This is a genomic window from Paraburkholderia sp. UYCP14C (genome assembly GCF_004197395.1).
In the GTDB taxonomy this organism is placed as follows: Bacteria; Pseudomonadota; Gammaproteobacteria; order Burkholderiales; family Burkholderiaceae; genus Paraburkholderia.
This window is the reverse complement of record NZ_SELS01000036.1, coordinates 17,363-38,376: the sequence shown is the minus strand read 5'-3', so window position 1 is coordinate 38,376 and position 21,014 is coordinate 17,363. Positions and strand designations below refer to the sequence as shown.

The following is a 21,014-nucleotide window of genomic DNA, read 5'->3' as shown; positions in this document are numbered from 1 at the left end:
TTCGATGCCTACGCCCGAGGCCGTGCGCACCGCGCTGCGCCGCGAGGCGCTATGCGCGGCCGCCGTGCGCGCACTCACCGGCGACGCCGCGCTGCATTATCGCGGCGGCCGGCTTTGCCGCGAGTCGCGGCCCTTGCCGCTGCGTGCGCCGCATCTGCGCAGCAACGTCTATGAAGACGAGTTCGCCTCGCTGCGTGGCGCCGCGGACGCCGCCGCGCAGCGGCTTCTCCATTCCGACGCGGCGTTGCACCGGCTGCTGTGTCCCGACGCCCCGATCGAGCGTCTGCTGTTCGAGCTGTTCGAGCAGCTGCGCTGCGAGGCGCAATTGCCGCCCGGCATGCCGGGCCTCGCGCACAACCTGCGGTACCGGTTCGAAACGTGGTCGCGCGCCTACTGCCGGGCGGGCTTGTGCGAAGGCCATCTCGGCATCCTGCTCTATACGGTGGCGCAGATCGTATGGTCGCGCGTGAGCGGCTGGCCCGTGCTCGACGAGACCGAGGATCTGATCGAAGCGACACGCGCCGGCATCGTGCCGCAGATCGGCGTGCAGCTTGCCGGGCTACGGGCGAGTCGGGCGGATCAGCGTGCCTATGCGGCGCACGCCCGCGAGCTGGCGCGCCGCGTCGCGACGATGCTCGACGACGCGCGCGCGGCACGTGCAGGGGATGACGCCGAGGAAGCACGCGCACCCGACGACGCATTGACCTCGTTCTCGCTCTGGGTCGATTTCGACGAAACGAGTGTCGAGCTGCCCGCACTCGCGCCGAGCGGCGTGAGCCGCGTGCTGGCCGAAGCGTCGGATGGCTATCGCGCATACACGACGCTGTACGACCGCGAGATCCGGCCCGCCGCGCGCGTGCGTGAAGCGCTGCTGCGCGAGTATCGGGAGCGGCTCGACGCGCGCATCGCCGCGTGCGGCATCAACGTCGCCCGGCTGGCGCGCGCGCTGCAGACGGCGATTGCGGTGTCGCAGCGTGACGGCTGGCTCTTTGGCGAGGAGGATGGCCGCATCGACGGCAGACGCCTCGCGCAAGTCGTCAGTTCGCCCGCCGAGCGGCGCGTGTTCAGGCGCGAGCGACTCGAGCCGCGCAGCGATTGCGTGGTGGGCTTCCTGATCGATTGCTCGGGGTCGATGAAGGCACATATCGAGCCCGTCGCGATGACGGTCGATCTGCTCGCGCGCGCCTGCGAGCAGGCGGGCATCGCGACCGAGGTGCTCGGCTTCACGACGCTCGCCTGGAACGGCGGCCGTGCGCGCGCGGACTGGCTCGCGGGCGGGCGGCCGCAGCATCCGGGGCGCCTGAACGAGACCTGCCACATGGTGTTCAAGTCGGCGGACGAAAGCTGGCGACGCGCTCGCCCGGCCATCGCCGCGCTGCTCAAGGGGGACCTGTTCCGCGAGGGCGTGGACGGAGAGGCCGTGGAGTGGGCATGCGCGCGGCTCGCGGGACGCACCGAGGCACGGCGCATTCTCGTTGTGATCTCGGACGGCAGCCCGATGGATACTGCGACGGCGCAGACGAACGACGCCTTCTATCTCGACAACCACCTGAAAGAGGTGCTGGCGAGGCACGAGGCGATGCGTGACGTCGATGTGATCGGCTTAGGTGTCGGGTTGGATCTCGGTCCGTACTACCGGCATTGCGTCGCCATCGACTCCGGTGAGGCGCTCGATATGGCGCGGCTGATCGATCTCGCGCGGTGGATCGGGGCGCTCCGTTAGCGCAATCGACGCCGCCCGCGCGCCGCTATCCATTGCCGCGCCGGGCGCTCCAACGTGCCCCCAGATCGCCTCAATCAATCAGGCCCTTCACCGCACACAGCACCAGCGAAGCGCCAATGATCGTCAGCACGCCGAACGCAAGCCTGCGCATCGTGGTGGAAGAGAGCGGCGGCGGATAGTGGCGCGCCGCGAGCGTCATCAGCATCACGACGGGGGTGGCGAGCGCAGCCTCGATCCAGCTCGAGGAGGGCAGTTCGCCCTCCCAGGCGCTGAACAGCACGCGCGTGAGCGACGTGACTGTGAAGAGAAGGATCAGCGCGCAGCGAATTTCGATCAGCTTGAGCGGCTGGCGATAGAACTGGAAGATGAGCGGCGGCCCGGACACGCCGAACATGCCGCTCAGGAGGCCGCCGCAGACGCCGCTCACGAAAAAGCTGCGGTCGCCCGAGCGTTGCGCAAGCGGCGCTGGCCGCAGCGCGGCGCTCAGGCCGCCGTACAGCACGACGGCGCCGAGCAGCAATTGCAGCGTGCCGGAGGCCGAGGCGCTCAGGTAGTCGAGCACCAGGACGCCCGCCACGACCGACGGCAGCACACCTAGCGCCGCGGCGCCCACTGCCCGCCAGTCGATATGGTGGAGCTTGCCGGGCAGCGCCGTCGCGCTGTTCACGAGCGTGAGGAGACTTAGCAGGGTTGCGATGCTTGCGAGAGGCGCGAGCCCGAAGCCGCTCGTCGCGCCCATGACGATCATGCCGAGGCCGAAGCCCGTGATCGTCTGAAAATAACTGGCTGCGCCGATCACGGCGATCAGTACCAGGACCTTCTCATGCGTCATGCTGCGTGGGGTTCCTTCGAGTCAGTAACGTCGCGTTGGCGGGCCGTCTGCGCCTGGACCGCCGTCGTAGCGATCACGAAATAGATATCCTCGGGGCTGCAGCCACGCGAGAGATCGTTAGCGGGCCGGTTCAGACCCTGCATCAGCGGGCCGATGGCCTTCGCGCCGCCAAGACGCTCCGCGAGCTTGTAGCCGATATTGCCCGCGTCGAGATTCGGGAAGACCAGCACGTTCGCGTGTCCGCCGCACTGTGAATGCTCGATCTTGCGCTCGGCTATCTCCGCGACGAGCGCCGCGTCGAGCTGCACGTCGCCGTCCACGCAGAGGGCGGGGCGCTGCTCGTGCACGCGCCGGGTCGCTTCGATCACTTTGTCCACGTTGGCATGGTGGGCGCTGCCGCTCGTCGAGAACGACAGCATCGCGACACGCGGCTCTTCCATCAGGAGACTGCGGGCGCTGTCGGCGGCGGCCATGGCGATCTCGGCGAGTTGCGCGGCGTCGGGATCCACCACGAGCGCGCAGTCGGAGAAGATCAGGCCGCCTTTATAGCGATGAAACGGCTCGCACAGCATCATCAGGAAAAAGCTCGACACGAGCTTGAACGACGGCTCCACGCCGATCAGCTGGATGGCCGCGCGCACGACGTCGGCGCTCGTGTGAACGGCACCCGCCACCGAACCGTCCGCGTGGCCGAGACGCACCATCAGGTTGGCAAAGACGAGCGGTTTCGCGGCCTGCTCCCATGCAAGCGGGGGCGTCATGCCCTTGCTCGCGCGCAACGCGACGAGTTCGTCGGCGAAAGCGGTGCGCCATGCGCTGGTTTGCGGGTCAATCAGCGTGATTTCGCCGAGGTCGACCGACTCGCGCGCGGCGGCCGTCCGGATGGTGCTCGGGTCGCCGACGAGCATGATGCGCGCAATGCCCTCCTGGTTGGCCCGCGCCGCGGCGGCGAGCACGCGTGGGTCATCGGCTTCGCACAGCACGATGCGCATGGGCGCGAGGCGTGCGCTTTCGACGATACGGTTCAGGGCTTTCATGGTCTCATGGGCTCACAAACAGATGGACTCGCGGATGGACTCACGCCCGCACCGCGCGTCCAGACGAAAACCGGCCACAAGCGGATGCCCCGCCTGCGGCCGGCGCGTGCGCCAACCCGCGTGCGCCGGCCTGCAACTTACGGCGCGCGCGGCTTGTCGCTGTCTCTTCAGACGAAGTCCTTGTACTTGTCGAGCAGGCGCACGGGCTTCGAGAGCGCGTCGCGGCGGAACGGATCGCCGAGTTCGCGCGTGCACATGATCTCGACGATGGTCGTCTTGCCCTGGTTCATCTGCAGATCGATCGCGCGCTTGAGCGCAGGGCCCACGTCCTCCAACCTGTCCACGACGATGCCTTGCGCGCCCATCGCCTTCGCGATGCCGGCGAAGCTCGGGCTTTCCAGCTCGCCCGCCACGAAGCGGCGATCGTAGAAGTCCACCTGGTTCTTCTTCTCCGCGCCCCACTGGCGGTTATGGAAAACGACGGCCGTCACCGGAATGTTGTGGCGCACGCAAGTGAGCGTTTCCATGAGGCTCATGCCCCAGGCGCCGTCGCCCGCATACGAGATCGCGGGGCGGTGGGGCGCGGCCACCTTCGCGCCCATGATGGTCGGGAACGCATAGCCGCAGTTGCCCCAGCTCATCGCGGCGAAGAAGCTGCGCGGCTTGTTAAAGCGCAGATAGCTGTTCGCGACGGAGTTGATGTTGCCGATGTCGGTCGACACCATGACATCCTCGGGCATCGCCTTCTCGAGTTCGCGCAGCACCTGGCGCGGATGCAGATACTCGCCGCCGGTAGGCGTGCGCTCGTGCTTCTGCTCTTCGATCATGTCGAGGCTGTAGGCGTCGCGCTCGTGCGTCCACGAGTCGAGTTCTTTTTCCCACCCGGCCTTTTCGGTGGCGATCTGGTCGGCGCGCTCGGCGCGCGTGGCGTCGCTCGCGAGGGTGCGATTCGCGAGGCGCTCGGTCAGCGCCTGTGCGGACGCCTTCGCGTCGCCGCAAATGCCCACCGAGATCTTCTTCACGAGGCCGAGCATTTTGTGATCGGCGTCGATCTGGATGATCTTCGCGTCTTTTGGCCAGTAATCCATACCATGTTGCGGCAGCGTGCCGAACGGTCCGAGGCGCGAGCCCAGCGCGATCACGACGTCTGCGCGCGAGATCAGCTTCATCGCGGCCTTCGATCCCTGGTAGCCGAGCGGGCCGCACCAGAGCGGATGATTCGCCGGGAACGAATCGTTGTGCAGGTAGCTGTTCACGACGGGCGCGCCGAGGCGCTCGGCGAGCGCCTTGCACTCCTCGATCGCATCGCCCATGACGACGCCGCCGCCGGAGATGATGACGGGAAACTTCGCGGCGGCGATCAGATCCGCCGCTTCGTTCAGGCTTTCGTCGCCGCCGGGGCCCCGGTCGAGCCGGCGCGGCTGCGGAATCTCGGCCTTGATCTTGCCGTAGAAGTAATCGCGCGGAATATTGAGCTGGGTCGGGCCCATTTCGGACATGGCGCGGTCGAAGCAGCGCGCTGTGTACTCGGCCATGCGCGCGGGGTTCGTCACGTGGCCCTGGTACTTCGTGAACTCCTGGAACATCGGCAACTGATTCGCTTCCTGGAAGCCCCCGAGGCCGATGCCCATCGTGCCCGCCTCGGGCGTGACGATCACGACCGGACTGTGGGCCCAGTACGCCGCCGCGATGGCCGTCACGCAGTTGCTGATGCCGGGACCGTTCTGACCGATCACGACGCCGTGGCGGCCCGATACGCGCGAATAGCCGTCGGCCATGTGCGCCGCGCCCTGTTCGTGAACGACAGGAATGAGGCGAATGCCGGCGGGCGCGAAGATGTCCATCGCATCCATGAACGCGGAGCCCATGATGCCGAACATGTCAGTCACGCCGTTGGCCACGAGGGTCTCGACAAAGGCTTCGGACGGGGTCATGTCCTGGGGGCCGCTGGCCGTCTGGGTTGGGGTCTTTTCGCTCATCTACTGTCTCCGGTTTGTCGTTTGACGGAATGCCGTGCTTTGAATGCTATTCGGCGTCCAATGCGGGTCAAGGGATTCCGTCCTTGATGGATGAATCTGAAATGGAATGGAACGTTTCGTTTCAAAACGCTACCGCGCGGATGCGCCGATACATTCGGCTCAAGCGGGCTGCTTCGGGCGCTCCTTGCGGAACGCGCGCTTCACAGCGATCAGGCCGTCGCGGAATTCGAACAGATCACAGCCTTCAGCTTCGATGCGCCAGCCTTCGGCATGCGTGCCGGTAAACACCCATTCGGATACGCCACGATCGCCGGCGACGTAATGGCGGCCGGCGCCCCAGTGGGCATCAGGGAAGCTGCGAAAGACCGCTTCGAAAGCGGCGCGCACCGCCTCACGCCCGACGAAGCGGGTGCCATACACCTCGGGGCCACCGGCCGCGTCGAACACGCAGTCATGGGTCATGAACCCCATCAGCGCGGCGGCATCATGGTTGTTGAATGCGTCGGAAAAGGCGGCGAGCGTGTCGGCCGTGACGGCGGGTTGGGCGCTGAGCGTGTCTGCCATACGTGTCTCCAGTGGAAAAGACGGTGTCGTCCGGTGCGCGAGAACTCGCGCGCGGCACGGTATGTCGACACGTTAGGGTTTGGCTGTCGCAGGCGGTAGCACCAGTGCGGAGCTTTCGCCTGGGCCAGCGCCCGGGCAGTTCCGGACAGACTCAGGCGGGCCGCTGCTTGCGCACGACCTCGGCGAGCGCACGCACACCGGGTTCGATTTTCTCGAGCTTGATGGCGGAGAATCCCATACGGAACCAGGGGCTGTGTTCGGCCTCGTCGGCGAAGAAGACGCCGCCGGGCTCGATCAGAATGCCGGCCTCGCGCGCATCATCCGCAAGGCGCGCGGAGTCTAGCCACGTCGGCCCTTGAACCCAGCACGACGCACCGCCGCCGATCGGTACGTAACGCACTTCGGGCAGATGGGTGTCGAGCGCCGCCATCAACGCGCCGGCGCGCTCCTTATAGGCATGCGCGAGCCTGCGCAGGAGCGCGTCGTGGTGTCCGAGCGCGAGGAACGTCGCGAACGCGCGCTGGATATAGGCCACAGGGTGCCGGACCATCAGGCGGCGCAGCGCGCGCAGCTCGCGCACGAGCTCTTGCGGGCCGACCACGTAACCGAGACGCAGGCCGGGGGCGAATGTCTTCGAAAGGCTGCCGACGTAGATCACGCGATCAGCCGTGTCGAGGCTCTTCAAGGCCGGATGCGGCGTGCCGGAGAAGGTGTTTTCGCTCTCGTAGTCGTCTTCGATGATGACGAAGTCGTGTTGCTGGGCGAGTTCGAGCAGCGCCTGGCGGCGAGCGATGGGCATGGTGGCCGTGGTCGGGCACTGGTGGCTCGGTGTGACGAACACGTAATCGCAGCGTGCAAGCGAGTCGCGAAGCCCTACCGGATCGATCCCTTCGTCGTCGATCGGCAGTTCGAGCAGCTGCGCGTTGCGATTTACGAAGATGTTGCGTGCATCGGGATATCCCGGATTCTCGAAGCCGACTGTCGTGTTTTTGCCGCAGAGCAGGTCGGCGATGAGATAGAGCGCCTGCTGGCAGCCGTTCGTGATGATGATCTCCTCGGGCATCGCGAACACGCCGCGCCGCGGCAGCACACGCGTGCGGATCTGCTGGATCAGCGACTCGTCATCGCGTTCGATCAGGTCGGGCGCCCAGTTGCGGATCTCCATGATCGAGAGCGCCTTCAGGCAGCACTCCCGCCAATCGTTGGTCGGAAAGAGCGATTGATCGAACTGCCCGTAGATGAACGGATAAGGGTAGTTCTGCCAATTGGCGGGCTTGACGATGTTGCGCTGCGCAGAGGGCGGGCGCACGATGCGCAGATTCCATGCGGGCGCGGCCGCCGACTGAGCGCCATGGGGCTCGACGACGTCGGGCTGCTGCACGCGCTGTTGAACGCGCTGTTGCACGGTTACGCCGTGCAGGCCCTCCAGCATCGCGGGGTTGACGAAGTGGCCGCTGCGCTCGCGCGAGACCAGATAGCCTTCCTCGACGAGCATCTGGTAGGCGAGCACGACGGTATTGCGTGCCACGCCAAGCTGCTCGGCCAGTTCACGGCTCGAAGGCAAGGCGGAGTCCGGGGGCAACTGCCCGTCGAGGATGGAGGCAACCAGCATCTCGCGGATCTGATGCTGCAGACTTGTCTTCGACTCCGATGGCCGTCGGAATTGCTGTGCCCAAAGGGCGGACGGGGTACGGGTCGGCATGCTTGCTCCTGTGATTGATCGCGGCGGTGAGAGGACATTCGAGCGGCCGGGTATCGGCTAGATCGGCCAGTCAATCGACACACGATATTCAACACCGGCCGTCCGAGTCGATTAGGTGTATTTCGGAGCAACGGTTCGCCACGAGACAGTCAGCACTGCACTTGTGGGAAGAAATTCGGCATGCGCGCGCTCGCCAGGGCCTTGCTGCGCCGCTGTCCCACCGCTGGGTGGGCATTGGGGCTTCGAGCGCGCGCGATTCAAATAATCGGAGGAAATCTGATCGAGGGGTGCCTGTGCCGCCAAGGGAAACCGGCAGGCAACGCGCATCCGGCACTGGCCCCATAGGAACTTCCCGCCTGGTACTACCCGCCGACTTATTGATTGAGAATCCTTGACTCAACGGGCGAGTTTGCGAGTGCGAACAAAAAGAATCCAAAAATTCCCCCAGGTAGCCGCTGACTATACTTGATTTGACATGGTTCCAGAACCGGACGCGAAACTTCGCACTGCCCAAAGGTAGTGGATTGCCGTCATCCTTGCGCCACGCGTGCAGTGCGGGCGCGAATGGGGCGACGACGGGCGTTCGCTGGCGTGCGCATTGTTTTTCAACTTGAGGAGACGGCGGTGAGAGCCTTACCCAGACTAAAGACGATGAAGCATTCCGCGGACCCGGCGATCGAGCCAGTGATCAAGATCCGCCGCGGCCACGGGAAATTGAATTCCTACTGGTTGACCACTGCCGTGCTCGTAATATGCGTCGCGCTTTGGCAGGCGGTATCGATGGCGGGCGTCTTTCCAGCGTTCGCGTTGCCCTCGCCGGTGGCGGTGTGGCAGGCCTTCGTCGAAATCGTCCATAACGGATACGGCGGCCAGTCGCTTGTCAGCGACATCCTGATCAGTTGCTTTCGCATCGTCATTGGTTTTGTGGGCGCGATTGCGATCGGCGTACCTATCGGGCTGCTGATGTCACGTAACAAGATCGTGTTCGACATCATCGATCCGCTGCTTCAGTTCGTCCGCCCGGTTCCGCCGCTCGCTTACATTCCGCTGCTGGTGGTGTGGTTCGGTATCGGCGAATTGCCCAAGGCCATTCTGATTCTGGTCGGCACGATTCCCGTCATCATCATCGGCACGATGTCGGGCGTGAAAAGCACGCCGCCGCTGCGCATCGAAGTTGCTCGCACGCTCGGCGCGACCAACGCGCAAATCTTTCGCAAGGTCGTGCTGCCCTCGGCGATGCCGGAGATCTTCACCGCAATGCGCGTGGGTATCGGCGTGGCGTGGACGTGTCTCGTTGCCGCGGAACTGATCGCGGCGAGCAGCGGGCTCGGCTGGCTCGTGCAGTTCGCCGGACAGGCCTTGCAGGTTGCCATCGTGATCGTCGGCATCGTGATCATCGGCTTGATCGGGTATGGAATGGAGCTCGTGATTCGCAAGATCGAAAATTTGGTCGTTCCCTGGCGCGGACATAACTAATCGGGTGATCCGAGGAGACGAAAAATGAAAAAGATGCAATGGGTCTATGGCGTGAGCGCAGCGGTGCTTGCCGGTAGCTGTCTGATTCCCGGCGCGGTTTATTCGCAGAGCAAGCCCGAGGTGATCATCGGCTACGAGGATAACGGCGCCGATCCGTACATGGTGTCGATGGCCGAGCATATGTTCGAAAAGCAGATGAACGCCGATGTCCAGTACAAGCTCTTCAGTTCGGGGCCGGCGGCAATGAGTGCATTGGCATCGAACAGTCTCACGTTCATGTGCGGCCTTGGCGTTCCACCGCTCGTCACCGCGATTGCACAGGGCCTGCCGATGACCATCGTGTACAACCAGGAGCGATATACCAATGCGGCCGGAATCGTGGTCAAGCCGGATAGCGGCATCCACGACGTCGCGGGCCTGAAGGGCAAGAAGATCGCCATCGTTGCCGGCTCGCAGGCCTCGTTCGAACTGGCGACCTTCCTGGCGGCCGCGCATGTGCCATATGACTCTGTCACGCAGATTAATATGGCGCCCCCGCAGATGCGCACTTCCTGGGTGACCGGTGCGATCGACGCGGCAATCGTCTGGGATCCGGTATTCAGCGCTCTACGCGCGGCTGGCGGCAACGCGATCAAGACGGACGGCGATTTGCCGCGCGAAGCTTCGAGCTACAACGTCTGTATTGCCAACTCCGAGTGGGCGAAGGCGCATCCGGACCTGGTCCGCGGTTTTGTCTCCGCGCTCGACCAGGGCTATCAGGTGACGATGAAGGAGCGCGACAAGGCGCTTGCCGAGATGGCGAAAGCAACCGGGGTGACGGTGCCCGTCGCGACGAGCGAACTCGCCGGTTATGAGCTGTTTTCGGGCGCGGACCAGTCCACGCCGAAAGTAATGGGCCTCGACGCCGGCGTCAAAACGTCCGCCACGTACCTGACTCTGGTGAACACGGCCAAGGTGCTCAACTCGATAGGCCGCATTCCGAGTGTGCCAGCGAGTTTCGACAACAACGTCGCGCCACAGTACTCGAAACATTTGGCGCATTGAACCATTGACTGTCTGACTGTCACGCAGGAGACGAACTTGAACATCGTCATCGATTCACTGTACAAGACATTCGGCGCCACATCGGCACTCGAGAACATCAACCTGCAGTTCCGGGGCGGAGAATTCATCACTGTGCTCGGTGCCTCGGGCTGCGGAAAGACGACCTTGCTGCATTTGCTCGCCGGTCTGACCTCGCCCACGCGCGGCAATATTTATATCGATGGCGAGATTAAAGACCAGCCCGGGGCCGATCGTGTCGTGGTGTTCCAGCAGGCCGGATTGTTTCCGTGGCTCAGCGTGGAAGAAAACATCGAGTTCGGGCAGTCACTGCATTCGGTGCCGAAGGCACAACGGCACAAGGATTCGGCGGACATTCTCCGGATCATCGGTCTGGAGTCTTTCGCCCGGCACAAGCCCTATGAGCTTTCGGGAGGCATGCAACAGCGCGTGGCGATCGCCCGGGCGCTCGTGATGAAGCCGAAGGTGCTGCTGATGGACGAGCCTTTCGGCGCACTGGATGCGCAAACGCGTAGTTCCATGCAGACGTTTTTGACCGCGCTGTGGGAGCAACTCCACTGCACGGTCGTCTTCATCACTCATGACATCGACGAAGCGATCTTTCTCGGTACGCGCCTTGTTGTGCTTTCAGCGCGACCGGGACGGGTTGCACTCGACGTACCTATCGAACTGGAAAGGCCCCGTACCCCGCAGGTCGCTTTCGAACCGCGCTTCCTGGAATTGAAAAAAAGTGCGATGGAGATTCTCGCGCATTGATCTTCTACCGGAAGATCGAATGCAATCGATAAAGATCGCGCAGACAGTACGACGGCAACCGAGGCCGAGCGTTCGGCTGTATGGCCGAGCGCAGACATCCGAGCCCGGATGCGGAAAATCCTTGACCCAGGGTTCCTTGCTGGAATCGATGGTGAGCAGGTCTTCTCCTGCTGATGGCGAGTGAGCATCTGCATGGTTGTCTCCAGAATATTCATTCGTGTTGGCGCCATTCGCGCAGCCATCGCTCGATGGCTCGATTTTGTCCGGGTAAATCGGGGTATCCGAACTTCGCGGCGCTCGACGCAGTCAAGATACCGGCGACGTTTCCCGCTCACAATCGCCCTACCTTACGCGGGGTAGCTACATTTGCGCTTCGGATCTGGCCTACTTGCCGTGTGGGTCGTTGTCGCAGGGCTGGTGTCGCCGTGCGTTTGCATGGTACGCCGCCCGGTGTCGCGACGGCCCAGGACATGACGTACTGATTCCAAAAGCTAACGGTGGAGATAGAGAAGATGAGCATTCGATTCGATGGCCAGGCCGCGATTCGACGCTGTCGGCATCGAATCGCATGCGACGCGGTCGTTCGATTCGCTGTACGACCGCGCGAAGCAGGCTTTGATGAGCGACGGAACCCGTAGGTGTTGCGCGAAATGATCTATGTGTGCCCGTCGGCGGTCGTGCTGTCGATTCCGGGCGTGTCTGATCCATAACTCCCTTTCGGCGCCGCAATGAACAAGGGGCTGACATTCCGCGGGCCGAATATGGGAAATGCAATTTAGCCCTACGAATAGAGTCGCGAACAAGAAGACGTATATACCGTGCCTGGTTGCGTCCCAGGCACGGTGCGCTGATGGGTTAAACGTCGGACTGTCGTGGTTCGTCTAGATCGCGTAATACTGACCAGTACGGATCACGGTTGTAATATTGATGGACCGTCGCACCCCACGAGGCATCCGCCATCGAGGGCCAATGGTCCTTGTCAAAACCCGGGTCGTCCTTGATTCGCTGCACGGCGATGCTGACGTGAAAGCATTCCGCGTCGGTATCGAGCGTCAATGCATTCCACGGAATCGCGTGCAGGCTTGCACCCATCCCCAGAAATCCACCCTCGGAAAGCACCGCGTATGCAATCCTGCCGCTGCGTACGTCAAGCATGATGTCGGAAATATTGCCGACGTCCGCACCATCTGACGAAACGACGGTTGTCCCTTTAAGTGTCGATGCGGCCATGACGTCGGGACCGGGTCCGTCGCCCGTACCATTTCCGACAATCTGCGCGCCGCTGCCAGATCCGGTCCCTTGTGGGTCCAATGCGCTCATGATGTTCTCCCGATGGTGAGGTGGAAAACTGCATCGGCGCAACGAATATGCCCACGGGGACAGCACCCGGCGTTGGGATCCGAGCAAGCCCTGGAAGACCGGAATGGCGTCGAAACGCACGCCGGCGTCGGGCGCCCGTGCTCGGAGCAGTCTCACCGGAAACCTGCGCGCACCCCGGCTCGCGGAGCATCCCTTGCTGATATCAATTTTCCACCCACCAGAGACTCACATGGCTACCAATCCGAAGCAGAACCCCGCAAGTGACAGGTCCGAGCAGGATGTCGACAGGGCGGTTGAAGACACATTCCCGGCCAGTGACCCGCCCGCGACCCGGGGACCCACCCGCATTGAATCAGAGGACGGTGAGAAAGTCGACGAGGACGAACCTGATCCGCAGTAGTCACATTGAGGCGAAGCCTGTGTGTCGATACCCCCGGGGACGGGACTGGCCGGCGCTTCAGGAGCCATACCCAACGTAACCTGACCGTCTGCGCATTTGCTGAGGAATTCGCGCAGAAAAGGCCACGTGAGTATCAATCGAGTCCAGTGCGCGTGATGATTGGGAGGCGCGTTATCCAGAGAGTGGGTGGGAACGTTTCAAGGCTGCAGTGCGACATGGGTGGGAACGGGTTACGGGACACTGACGTTACTTGCAGTCGTGTTGTCGTCGTGTTCGTGGCGTTGAATGCTCGGACGTACGTCGTTGCTACAGGCTCATGATCGTTGCGGCAGAGAGTTCGGTCGCACGATAAGCGAATCAATCGGGGTGAACCCGCGCTCACCCCGAGCGTGATTTACGCTTACCTGCGCTCTTAGCCGCTCCCGCTAAGTACAGATGGAGCCACCTCCGAGTTATTGTTTTTTGGCAGCGTCAATCTTTTCATCAGCTGCTTTCTTGTTGGCATCGTTTTGCGCCTCGACCTTATCCTTGTCTGCCTTCGCCTGAGCGACGTTCGCGTCCTTGGTGGCGTCGTGCCTTTTCTTGTCGGCTTTGGCTTGGGCGTCGCGCTTCTTCCTGTCGGCGTTGGCTTGTGCTCGCGTTGCGTCTGCACGAGCCTCCGACGCTTCCTTCGGCGACGTAGCCTTGTCCATCTTCGCTGCTTTTTTGTCAGCATCCGCCTGAGCAGAAGCCTTGTCTTCGTTCGCCGACGCCTGAGCCTTGTCGGCGTCGCTCTGGGCTTCCGCCTTCTTCTTGTTGGCGGTGGCCTGCGCCTCACTTTTCTCGCTATTTGCCTTCAATTGTGCCTTGCCGGCTTCGGATGGCGTCGCGGTTTGAGCGAGCGCCGCGGAAACGAGCAGGACCGATGCAAGAGCCGCGACAATCTTCTTCATGATTCTTCCTCCCAGGGAAAGACACTTGTCCAGTGCTAGTCGATTTAATTTTTAATCGGTGAAAAGTAATGCTTTCGCAACAAAAGGTACGGGGGCGGCGGTAGCTGCAACGCAGCCGTGCCTTTCCAGGTGTCCTCCCATTTTTTTCAAGGTATGATCCAGTGCGCAACCGCCATGCCTGGCAGAAACGTGTGCCGCAACCGAGGAGATCGCTTGAACAAGCGTAGCTCTCTACTGGGCGCATCACGCCGTTGTTCCCGGCGACCCTGTCATTGCATTGCGCCTGCAAGAGGACGATTGCTGCGCGCGGCGGCCAGTCGTGGCAATAGTTTCACCGCGAGGTGCAAAACCGCCAGCGCGATCCTGGCGGCCGCACCGCGAAGGCCCCGCAATCGCGTAGCCTCGCGCAAATCCGCCCGAGGAGCGCGGCCGGAGGATCTGTTGCGACCAGCAGTGTGTGGCCTGCTCTACTGACCTCACCGACGCTCGGAACGAAACAGTCGGCTTGCGGCGCGATGAAGTGGTTGACGGCCAGTAATCCCCGTTCCCCGTGAGCCGCGTATTCCGCATGATCCATTTCGTGCGACGGAATCACCGATTTGGCGGAACCCGGGGAAGACGCAAGGGGGAAGAGGAGCACCTCCAAGTCACATAAGTCCGACTCAGCGAGAGCGTCGCGTGCGTCGGAAGCATCGCGATATGAGCGGAAGACTGCGATCAAATACTCTGCCATTTGGTGGCCCATCCCCTCTTCTACTTCCTAACGGGGAAGCACGACCTGTGCCGCGGTTCGGCGCACTCGCGCGTCCCCCCCGATATCTGGGCTGGTATCCCGACGGTGTACAAAATCTGACGAGGTTCGAGAGGAGGGCCACTAGTGTTTGTCGACGCATTCCGGCGATTGGCTTGGGTGTTTGGCCCACGGAGACAGCGACACGGCCGAAGCAGGGCGACGAAGTATTGGTCGTGATTGAGCGGCGCTGCGCCGCATGAACTGCGCCATAGCCACGATCGACCGAGAAGTGGCAGCCACGCGATCAGTTTCTCCATCGCGCCAATCGTCACTACCTGGAAAGATTTGACCGACAACGTCAACTTCATGGCCGGCAATCTGACCAGCCAGGTGCGCAATATCGCCGACGTAACCAAGGCCGTGGCGGCGGGCGATCTGTCGAAGAAAATCACGGGTGGACGTGAAAGGCGAGATTCTTGAACTCAAGAACACGATCAGTACGGTGGTCGACCAGTTGCGCTCGTTCGCATCGGAAGTGACGCGGGTCGCGCGGGAGGTGGGTAGCGAAACCCACCCCTGGCGTTGAGGCGCTCCGGAGCTGGAATCGGTCCGCCACGGAAAAGCCGGACCGCGCAGGCTATGAGTGCGAGTTAATCGGACGCACGATGCCCTTGGAGATGACCTATGTTACTACACCCAAAGGCGTGCGCTGCACGATCGCATTGTCTCGACGATGCCGCAGGATCCTTGATGTCTGCACACTCTCTGAACGGTATCCGCGTCTTGATCGTAGAATGCGATTACTGTGTGGCCGACGAATCGAGAGCCGGGTTTCAGCGAGCTGTGGGGACTCAGCGTCGATAACCGCGTCATGTGCCATACGATCTCGCTTGCGATGCACAGGCCAACTCCCGGCCCAACGTCGCTGCAGTTGCGCCTGGCTCGTTCAGGCGTGGGCGGTGTGGCCCGAACATACTCCAGCGTCACTTGGTCAGTGGCCGGGGTGCGGATCCTGACGTTGACGCCGACTTACGCATCAGTCCTGGTTACTACGACGCGGACCGCCGTACGCTGCATCCTCAAGCACGACAAACGGCAGGGGTGTTACGGACCGACACGCAGCACAGAGACCCTAAATCGCAGAGGTAGGGCCAATACGTCGTGCTTACCGTGCCTGAAGGCGGCTGCAGGCACGGCAACCCAGGCTAAAGTTCGGACTGGCTCGGTGCGCCTAAATCCCGCGAGATGGACAGTAGGGGCACGGTTGTAGCGCTCGTGAACCGTTGTGGCCCACGCAGCGTCTGCCATCGAGGGCCAGTGGTCCCTTGTCGAACCCCGGGTCGTCCTTGATTCGCTGTGCGGGGGTGCTGACACGGAAGCATGTTTCGGCGGTATCAAGTGTCAACGCGGTCCATGGAATGGCATGCAGATTGGTGCCCATTCCGAGGAAGCCGCCTTCCGACAGTACAGCGTAGGCAATGCGTCCCACTCCGCACATCCAGCATGATGTGCGAGATCTTGCCGACGTGTTCATTGTCGGACGACACCACTTTTGTATCCTCCAATGTTGATGCCGCCATGACATCTGGGCCCGGCCCATCACCTATTCTGCCGCCGACGATTTGCGCACCGCCAGAGGGGACGCTTTGTGGGTCTAGTGTGCTCATGACGCCCTCGAGAATCTCGAGTGAGAACCCTCGTCGCTGCAACGAACATGCCCAGGATGCGGTTGCCACTCACTTCAACTGTCAATAGCGCCAGCACGGACGATTCTGTGCTGGTCTCAGAACTGCGAAAAAGACCCCACCGTCGCAGTCCGTGCCTGCGCCCATTAGTAGGGTGCGCAGAGAGGTGGCGGTGGAGGCACGATCGAGTTTTCCAGGCGAAGGCTGGATGGAACCTTCAGACATGTTTCGACGGTCATTACCGTGCGCGACTGAAGCGATATATCGTCTCGGGGACCCACTGCGGCGAACCTGTGGCGGGCATGATGGTTGCGAAACTTCGGCAAACGAAAGAAGGGCCTCGCAACCATGTCTACCGTCTTGCTCGTCGATGATGACTTCGATAACCCATGGGCCCTCCAACTCGCCTTGGAGAGCGTTGGTCATCATGTCGTACTCGCAGAAAATGGTCGCGACGCGCTCCAAAAAGCGAGACACTGCAACCCTCAGCTTGTTATCACGGACTGGCAGATGCCGGAGATGGACGGCACCGAATTATGCCGCCGCCTCAGGTGTCAACCGATGCTTTCCGACATTCCCATCATCCTTCTTTCAGCGATGGATAAGCCGCAGTCGGCGTCTCTTTATTGTTCTGCATTCCTTCGAAAACCCGCGCCGATCGAACATCTTCTGTCGACCGTCAATCACTTTATTGCCCGTCGCCTGTCTGTTCAACAGACGATGCGCAGTTGCAAGGAAGGCCTACCGTCTCGCTGGCGTGCGATCGATCCGCGCTGCTGGCCTTGAAGGCAGCGGAATAATGCGTCGCCAATCTCCTCGATATTGCAGAGCCGAGCGAGTAGCACCACGGGTCCCACGATGGCATAGCGCATCTCGGGCGTCGGCGGTGGCCCGCTATTTGCCTCCACTCTCCTGCGGCCAGGATACCGCGGAGGCAGCAAGCTAGAAGGTTAGCAAGCGGTGCAGCGGCCGATTCATGGCCGGCCGCTCGTGCCACGCGGAAAATCACGGCCCATTGCAAGGGTCGGCAGTAGAACGAGTGCGCCGTTGTACCAAAGGCGGGATCTTTGTTGACGCGGCCTTTCTGCCCCCTCGGGTGCCAGGGTACAGCTCCAACGGCATGGAATGAATGGCTTGGTTTGCGGGGCGGTGCACTACTGCTCGATGAACATTCGCCACTCCGGGAACTGCTCGAAGAAGCTTTCGCTCACATAGACCTGATAGAGGACGGGTGAACTCGTGTTCGACGCAGCGCCTGGCTCAAGGAACGTGGAAAGCCCGGGGTCGATGCCGCTGGTGCTCGCCCAGGCAGTCAAATCGTCTAGCAGATCGTCTGATTCATCGCGCGGCACTCGCAATATGATCGGCTTCACGTTATTCCCGCGGATAGTCAAGGTCATCGGACTTACATCATAACCGAACCCAGGGATCCGTCACATTCCTGGCCACCCTGAGGCGCCCCACAGGCCTTATCGCTACTGCGAGCTTTATCGGACCGGCAAGAGAAGCGGCGAGTGTTCGCGCAGGGGCACTTGCAGAGCGGGCGCTTCAGCCGGGCAAGAAGTCTTGATGGAGGTCGGCGGTTGTCGACTTGAAGGAGAAAGACGGCTTTGCGGCTGCAACGAACAGCGCGTGTGGATTGATGCGCCGCATAGCATCCGGAAGGCTCATTCCCACTCCAAGTTTGCATCAGCTCGTGCTCGACGGCAGACCTTCACAGGCGGGTAGCGGGACTGCAGCGGTTCGCCGAGGAGGCATATTGCATCTCACCACCACTGGCCGCGACTTTCTGCCGAATACCTTCAACAGTACCTAATAGCCATGCAGGAGATTCAGCGATGAAAGTAAGACTGACCAATGAGTGCGATACTCCCATGCGGATCGTCGTGGACGGCGACCCGGTATCCGGTGAAACTATTGAGCCCGGATCGGAAACGATCGTGGATCGCGAAATGCTCGAGATACGCGATCTCGAGCCCGGCGAGTTCGCCCCCCGAGGACGATGAGTGAGTGATGCAGTGGTCGAAGGCGGCATGAATGGCGTGCCTGACGGCGGGTGTCTCACTGGAAGGAACCAGGGAGAGGAACCTGGGAGCCGCTTGAAAGTCTGAGCGGCGCTGGACACGTGCGCCGGCACGTCTGGAGACGCAACCCCGGCGAGCATCACTGAACTGGCGGAACGGCGCCCAGTCTTTCGGCCAGCATATAACGGAATCCGGTTCTCCCACGTTCCAGTTTATTGAGGAGGAAACGACGACCACTGATCCGAAACACTGGAATCCCTTCAGGTTTCTTCGCGGGGCTGTGCACAAGTCTGATGCGGACGAGCCGGAAAGCCCGCCCGCAAGCGAACAGTGGCGCGCCTCGTGCCCCCGATACCGCGCACTCAATGCCAGAACAACGCAATGAGGATGATGATCGGAATCGGTACGCCGAGCAGGTAGAGAAGAATGGAGCGCATGAAATTCCCCTTGAGAAAGTGATCGAAGTTCCGGTTAGAGCTGGCGCGCGCGGCCACCATACGTTGCCATCAGACTGGCTGAGAATGCACCCATCAGCAGAGAAACGAAGAGCCACAACGACGCTCCGATCGCGGCCTTGCGGGCCTTGTCGGCGGCCTGTTTCGCAGCTGTGTCGAGCGCGCTGATTTTTTGCAGTAGCCTTGTATAGGTCGTCGTGACTCTCGCTTGCGCAGCAGCGGGAGCGAGGCCAGTTTGCTGTGCGACGAGTTGGCTCAGATAGGCCGTGTCTTCGGGCGACAACTGATCGCCTGTCGCAGCACTATTGAGAAAGATGCGCGCAATTTCCGCGCGCGGTACAGCGCTGCGTACCGATGTTCCCGCGGCAGGCGCGATCTGCGCACCCGCAGGCATGCGGAACAGTGAATCGATCAGATAGCCGAGCGGCCACGTATTGATTCCGGCGACCGCGTTTCCGCGCTGCATTGACTCCGTCGTGATTTGGGCGCCCCCCGATGCTGCCGCCGCGGCGGTTTGTGCGCCAATCCGGGCGATGCCCGAGACCGCCGAAGTCAGGATAGCCGCGGTGAAAAGGGTGGCCACGGCCCAGCTGAGGAAGCCATGTGCAGTGTCGCGAAAATGCATTTCGTCGGCGTCGACGTCCAGCCAGCGGCGGCGCAGACGTCCGGCCAGATAACCGCCAAGCCCGGACGTGAGAATGGACGTGACACATACCCAGATCACCGCGGCAAAACCGAACGCTTTTGCGTTCGCGGTGCCGGACGACCAGGGAGAAAGCGACGTCAAACCGAGGCCCGTGCCCAGGGTCAACAGGATCAGTGCGAATGCTGCCGCGCCAACGCCGCCAGCGAATACCGCTTCCCATGAGACCGCACCACCGTATCGATGGGCAAAGGTGGCAGGATCATTTGCTGAAAAAGGATAATCCGTTGGAATTTTTGCTGATTCCATGTGCCATCTCCCTGAATTTGTCGACGCTGACCTCTGCGTTATCCGCTACCCTGGTGATCACCAGCTGCGGGGCATGAACGCATCGCCTATCGCATTTTTTGTGCCGCGACAGTCGCCGTCATTCGCTGTCGACGGGAATCACCGCGCCACGCGTTGGGCACGCGAGCAACTCTTGCGACCCTGCAAACTGGTTGGTGGCATAGTCGGGAAGGTTCTGTTACGACAGTGGGTTCGATTGCACTCCGTCAGTATCCGCCGCCGGCGAGTAGCGGGGACGCATCGAGGCACGCGAAGAGCGCTCCCGGTCCTGGATACACCGCGATGCAACCGGCATCCCGTAGTGCCTGCTCGGTGAAACAACCCGACAAGAGACCGATGGTCCGCATCCCGAGGCGTCCGGCAGCCTGCGCGTCGTAAGGAGAGTCGCCGATCGCGATCGCGTTCTCCGGCGCGCTGCCCAACTTGTGTAGCGCAGCCTCGAAGATGTCCGGGGCAGGTTTGGACTGGTCGGCGTCCGACGACGAAGTGGTCGCGTCGAACAGTGTGCCGACCTTGGCAATCTCCAGATAGACCTCAAGCTCATCCTGTTTCGCCGACGACGCGGCGCCCAGCTTCAGGCCCTTGTCACGTATGCGGCGCAGCAGATCCGGCACCGCCGAGAACGGGCGCACGAGCGGTAGATAGTGCTTCTTGAAGTGTGCACTTCGCCATTGCTCCAGTGCATCACCGTGATCGCGGTTCTGAGCGTCGCTGAGAAAGACAAGCCGCAACTTGTCTCCGCCCTTGCCGATCTGGCTGCGAGCCTGCTCGAAGCTCACATCATGGCCGAAATGCGCAAACGCCTCGCGCCACGCAAGCGCGTGTAGATCGACCGAATCGACGAGCGTTCCATCGATGTCAAAAATAGCCGCTTCCACCATCGCGCGCTCCTAAATGGCCGTCGATATCCGCTAGCCGCAATGAATGGTCCAGCCCGCAACACGTGCCACCCTCCGTCGATGAATTGTCCGAATCGGCACGCTCGACAGTGAACGACCATCTGCAGCGCGTGCCGTCGGGAGCAAGGCCGCCGCCAGGAATGACGTAGTGCAGATGCGGATGGTGAACCAGATTCTGCCCCCAGATGTGCAGCAGTGCGATGAAGCCGATCGTGGCGCCGAGGTGCCGGGGGCTGCAGCTATCAACGCTACCGAACGTCCATAATCGCGGTTTTCGTTACGGTCGGCGCGCCACCGTTGATATATCGGATTACTTCTCTGCCTTTAAAATCGGGATTTGGGATGTAGAACACTTGAACACCAGCAATCGCGGGGCTTCCAGTGAAATAAATATTGCCTGCCAGCACTGAGTTCCGCCAGTGCGACGCGTCGCCGCTCGACACG

17 protein-coding genes and 4 pseudogenes are annotated in these 21,014 nt (G+C 62.1%); 9 read left to right on the top strand and 12 right to left on the bottom strand.

Annotated elements, in window-relative coordinates:
- Positions 1-4 precede the first annotated feature (4 nt).
- Positions 5-1,723, top strand: a complete 1,719-nt coding sequence (locus tag EVC45_RS27700; RefSeq protein ID WP_129961430.1) for a cobalt chelatase — start codon at positions 5-7, stop codon at positions 1,721-1,723.
- 70 nt (positions 1,724-1,793) lie between these two features.
- On the opposite strand, the gene EVC45_RS27695 is transcribed toward EVC45_RS27700, so the two are convergent.
- The 5 genes from EVC45_RS27695 to EVC45_RS27675 all read right to left on the bottom strand — a co-directional run bounded on the left by EVC45_RS27695 (position 1,794) and on the right by EVC45_RS27675 (position 7,837).
- Positions 1,794-2,555 carry a sulfite exporter TauE/SafE family protein gene (locus tag EVC45_RS27695; protein WP_129961389.1) on the bottom strand — a complete coding sequence of 254 codons (762 nt, stop codon included), beginning with the start codon at positions 2,553-2,555 and terminating at the stop codon, positions 1,794-1,796.
- The gene (gene pta, locus EVC45_RS27690; RefSeq protein ID WP_129961388.1) at positions 2,552-3,592 is read right to left on the bottom strand and encodes a phosphate acetyltransferase; all 1,041 of its coding nucleotides are present in this window, start codon (positions 3,590-3,592) and stop codon (positions 2,552-2,554) included. The genes EVC45_RS27695 and pta overlap by 4 nt, the downstream gene beginning before the upstream one ends.
- A 167-nt stretch (positions 3,593-3,759) precedes the next feature.
- Positions 3,760-5,571 (bottom strand): sulfoacetaldehyde acetyltransferase, encoded by a 1,812-nt coding sequence (gene xsc, locus EVC45_RS27685; protein ID WP_211193486.1) that lies wholly within the window; start codon positions 5,569-5,571, stop codon positions 3,760-3,762.
- A gap of 159 nt (positions 5,572-5,730) precedes the next feature.
- Positions 5,731-6,135: a nuclear transport factor 2 family protein gene (locus tag EVC45_RS27680; RefSeq protein ID WP_129961387.1), complete on the bottom strand. Its 405-nt coding sequence runs from the start codon at positions 6,133-6,135 to the stop codon at positions 5,731-5,733.
- 151 nt (positions 6,136-6,286) lie between these two features.
- The gene (locus tag EVC45_RS27675; RefSeq protein WP_129961386.1) at positions 6,287-7,837 is read right to left on the bottom strand and encodes a PLP-dependent aminotransferase family protein; all 1,551 of its coding nucleotides are present in this window, start codon (positions 7,835-7,837) and stop codon (positions 6,287-6,289) included.
- Positions 7,838-8,488: 651 nt separating this feature from the next.
- Between EVC45_RS27675 and EVC45_RS27670 the strand changes: the two genes are divergently transcribed.
- The 4 genes and pseudogenes from EVC45_RS27670 to EVC45_RS46950 form a co-directional block, all read left to right on the top strand.
- Positions 8,489-9,313, top strand: coding sequence for an ABC transporter permease (locus tag EVC45_RS27670; protein WP_248295279.1), 825 nt, complete (start codon positions 8,489-8,491; stop codon positions 9,311-9,313).
- Between the two features lie 24 nt (positions 9,314-9,337).
- On the top strand, positions 9,338-10,357 hold the full coding sequence (locus tag EVC45_RS27665) for an ABC transporter substrate-binding protein (RefSeq protein ID WP_129961384.1): 1,020 nt from the start codon (positions 9,338-9,340) through the stop codon (positions 10,355-10,357).
- Between the two features lie 36 nt (positions 10,358-10,393).
- Positions 10,394-11,131 (top strand): ABC transporter ATP-binding protein, encoded by a 738-nt coding sequence (locus tag EVC45_RS27660; RefSeq protein ID WP_129961383.1) that lies wholly within the window; start codon positions 10,394-10,396, stop codon positions 11,129-11,131.
- 546 nt (positions 11,132-11,677) lie between these two features.
- Positions 11,678-11,838: pseudogene (locus EVC45_RS46950) on the top strand (glutathione-dependent formaldehyde dehydrogenase); the annotation flags it as partial.
- A gap of 148 nt (positions 11,839-11,986) precedes the next feature.
- Here EVC45_RS46950 and EVC45_RS27645 read toward each other — a convergent pair.
- A complete protein-coding gene (locus EVC45_RS27645; protein ID WP_129961382.1) occupies positions 11,987-12,451 on the bottom strand; it encodes a PRC-barrel domain-containing protein in 465 nt (154 codons plus the stop codon).
- An 852-nt stretch (positions 12,452-13,303) separates the two neighbouring features.
- Positions 13,304-13,783 carry a hypothetical protein gene (locus tag EVC45_RS27640; protein ID WP_129961381.1) on the bottom strand — a complete coding sequence of 160 codons (480 nt, stop codon included), beginning with the start codon at positions 13,781-13,783 and terminating at the stop codon, positions 13,304-13,306.
- Between the two features lie 1,063 nt (positions 13,784-14,846).
- On the opposite strand from EVC45_RS27640, the pseudogene EVC45_RS27630 reads away from it, so the two are divergent.
- A pseudogene (locus EVC45_RS27630) lies at positions 14,847-15,084 on the top strand (HAMP domain-containing protein); the annotation flags it as partial.
- Positions 15,085-15,620: 536 nt separating this feature from the next.
- Here the strand turns inward: EVC45_RS27630 and EVC45_RS27625 are convergent.
- Positions 15,621-16,183 (bottom strand): annotated as a pseudogene (locus EVC45_RS27625) (PRC-barrel domain-containing protein).
- 366 nt (positions 16,184-16,549) lie between these two features.
- Here EVC45_RS27625 and EVC45_RS27620 point away from each other — a divergent pair.
- On the top strand, positions 16,550-16,987 hold the full coding sequence (locus EVC45_RS27620; protein WP_129961380.1) for a response regulator: 438 nt from the start codon (positions 16,550-16,552) through the stop codon (positions 16,985-16,987).
- Positions 16,988-17,355: 368 nt separating this feature from the next.
- Here the strand turns inward: EVC45_RS27620 and EVC45_RS27615 are convergent, their stop codons facing one another.
- On the bottom strand, positions 17,356-17,601 hold the full coding sequence (locus tag EVC45_RS27615; RefSeq protein WP_248295278.1) for a hypothetical protein: 246 nt from the start codon (positions 17,599-17,601) through the stop codon (positions 17,356-17,358).
- A gap of 438 nt (positions 17,602-18,039) precedes the next feature.
- On the opposite strand from EVC45_RS27615, the gene EVC45_RS45770 reads away from it, so the two are divergent.
- Positions 18,040-18,207: a hypothetical protein gene (locus tag EVC45_RS45770; protein ID WP_168991547.1), complete on the top strand. Its 168-nt coding sequence runs from the start codon at positions 18,040-18,042 to the stop codon at positions 18,205-18,207.
- A 489-nt stretch (positions 18,208-18,696) separates the two neighbouring features.
- Here EVC45_RS45770 and EVC45_RS27610 read toward each other — a convergent pair whose 3' ends face one another.
- The 3 genes and pseudogenes from EVC45_RS27610 to EVC45_RS27600 form a co-directional block, all read right to left on the bottom strand.
- Positions 18,697-19,632 (bottom strand): hypothetical protein, encoded by a 936-nt coding sequence (locus EVC45_RS27610; protein ID WP_129961379.1) that lies wholly within the window; start codon positions 19,630-19,632, stop codon positions 18,697-18,699.
- 245 nt (positions 19,633-19,877) lie between these two features.
- Positions 19,878-20,552 carry an HAD family hydrolase gene (locus EVC45_RS27605; protein ID WP_129961378.1) on the bottom strand — a complete coding sequence of 225 codons (675 nt, stop codon included), beginning with the start codon at positions 20,550-20,552 and terminating at the stop codon, positions 19,878-19,880.
- Between the two features lie 109 nt (positions 20,553-20,661).
- Positions 20,662-20,811 (bottom strand): annotated as a pseudogene (locus EVC45_RS27600) (transposase); the annotation flags it as partial.
- Between EVC45_RS27600 and EVC45_RS27595 the strand changes: the two are divergent.
- Positions 20,771-20,980: a hypothetical protein gene (locus EVC45_RS27595; protein ID WP_129961377.1), complete on the top strand. Its 210-nt coding sequence runs from the start codon at positions 20,771-20,773 to the stop codon at positions 20,978-20,980. The pseudogene EVC45_RS27600 and the gene EVC45_RS27595 overlap by 41 nt on opposite strands.
- The last annotated feature ends 34 nt before the right edge of the window (positions 20,981-21,014 follow it).

Coding starts and splice junctions, on each gene's coding strand:
- EVC45_RS27700 (WP_129961430.1), top strand. CDS start 5: ATGCCTACGCCCGAGGCCGTGCGCACCGCGCTGCGCCGCGAGGCGCTA.
- EVC45_RS27695 (WP_129961389.1), bottom strand. CDS start 2,555: ATGACGCATGAGAAGGTCCTGGTACTGATCGCCGTGATCGGCGCAGCC.
- pta (WP_129961388.1), bottom strand. CDS start 3,592: ATGAAAGCCCTGAACCGTATCGTCGAAAGCGCACGCCTCGCGCCCATG.
- xsc (WP_211193486.1), bottom strand. CDS start 5,571: ATGAGCGAAAAGACCCCAACCCAGACGGCCAGCGGCCCCCAGGACATG.
- EVC45_RS27680 (WP_129961387.1), bottom strand. CDS start 6,135: ATGGCAGACACGCTCAGCGCCCAACCCGCCGTCACGGCCGACACGCTC.
- EVC45_RS27675 (WP_129961386.1), bottom strand. CDS start 7,837: ATGCCGACCCGTACCCCGTCCGCCCTTTGGGCACAGCAATTCCGACGG.
- EVC45_RS27670 (WP_248295279.1), top strand. CDS start 8,489: ATGAAGCATTCCGCGGACCCGGCGATCGAGCCAGTGATCAAGATCCGC.
- EVC45_RS27665 (WP_129961384.1), top strand. CDS start 9,338: ATGAAAAAGATGCAATGGGTCTATGGCGTGAGCGCAGCGGTGCTTGCC.
- EVC45_RS27645 (WP_129961382.1), bottom strand. CDS start 12,451: ATGAGCGCATTGGACCCACAAGGGACCGGATCTGGCAGCGGCGCGCAG.
- EVC45_RS27640 (WP_129961381.1), bottom strand. CDS start 13,783: ATGAAGAAGATTGTCGCGGCTCTTGCATCGGTCCTGCTCGTTTCCGCG.
- EVC45_RS27620 (WP_129961380.1), top strand. CDS start 16,550: ATGTCTACCGTCTTGCTCGTCGATGATGACTTCGATAACCCATGGGCC.
- EVC45_RS27615 (WP_248295278.1), bottom strand. CDS start 17,601: ATGACCTTGACTATCCGCGGGAATAACGTGAAGCCGATCATATTGCGA.
- EVC45_RS45770 (WP_168991547.1), top strand. CDS start 18,040: ATGAAAGTAAGACTGACCAATGAGTGCGATACTCCCATGCGGATCGTC.
- EVC45_RS27610 (WP_129961379.1), bottom strand. CDS start 19,632: ATGGAATCAGCAAAAATTCCAACGGATTATCCTTTTTCAGCAAATGAT.
- EVC45_RS27605 (WP_129961378.1), bottom strand. CDS start 20,552: ATGGTGGAAGCGGCTATTTTTGACATCGATGGAACGCTCGTCGATTCG.
- EVC45_RS27595 (WP_129961377.1), top strand. CDS start 20,771: ATGAAGCCGATCGTGGCGCCGAGGTGCCGGGGGCTGCAGCTATCAACG.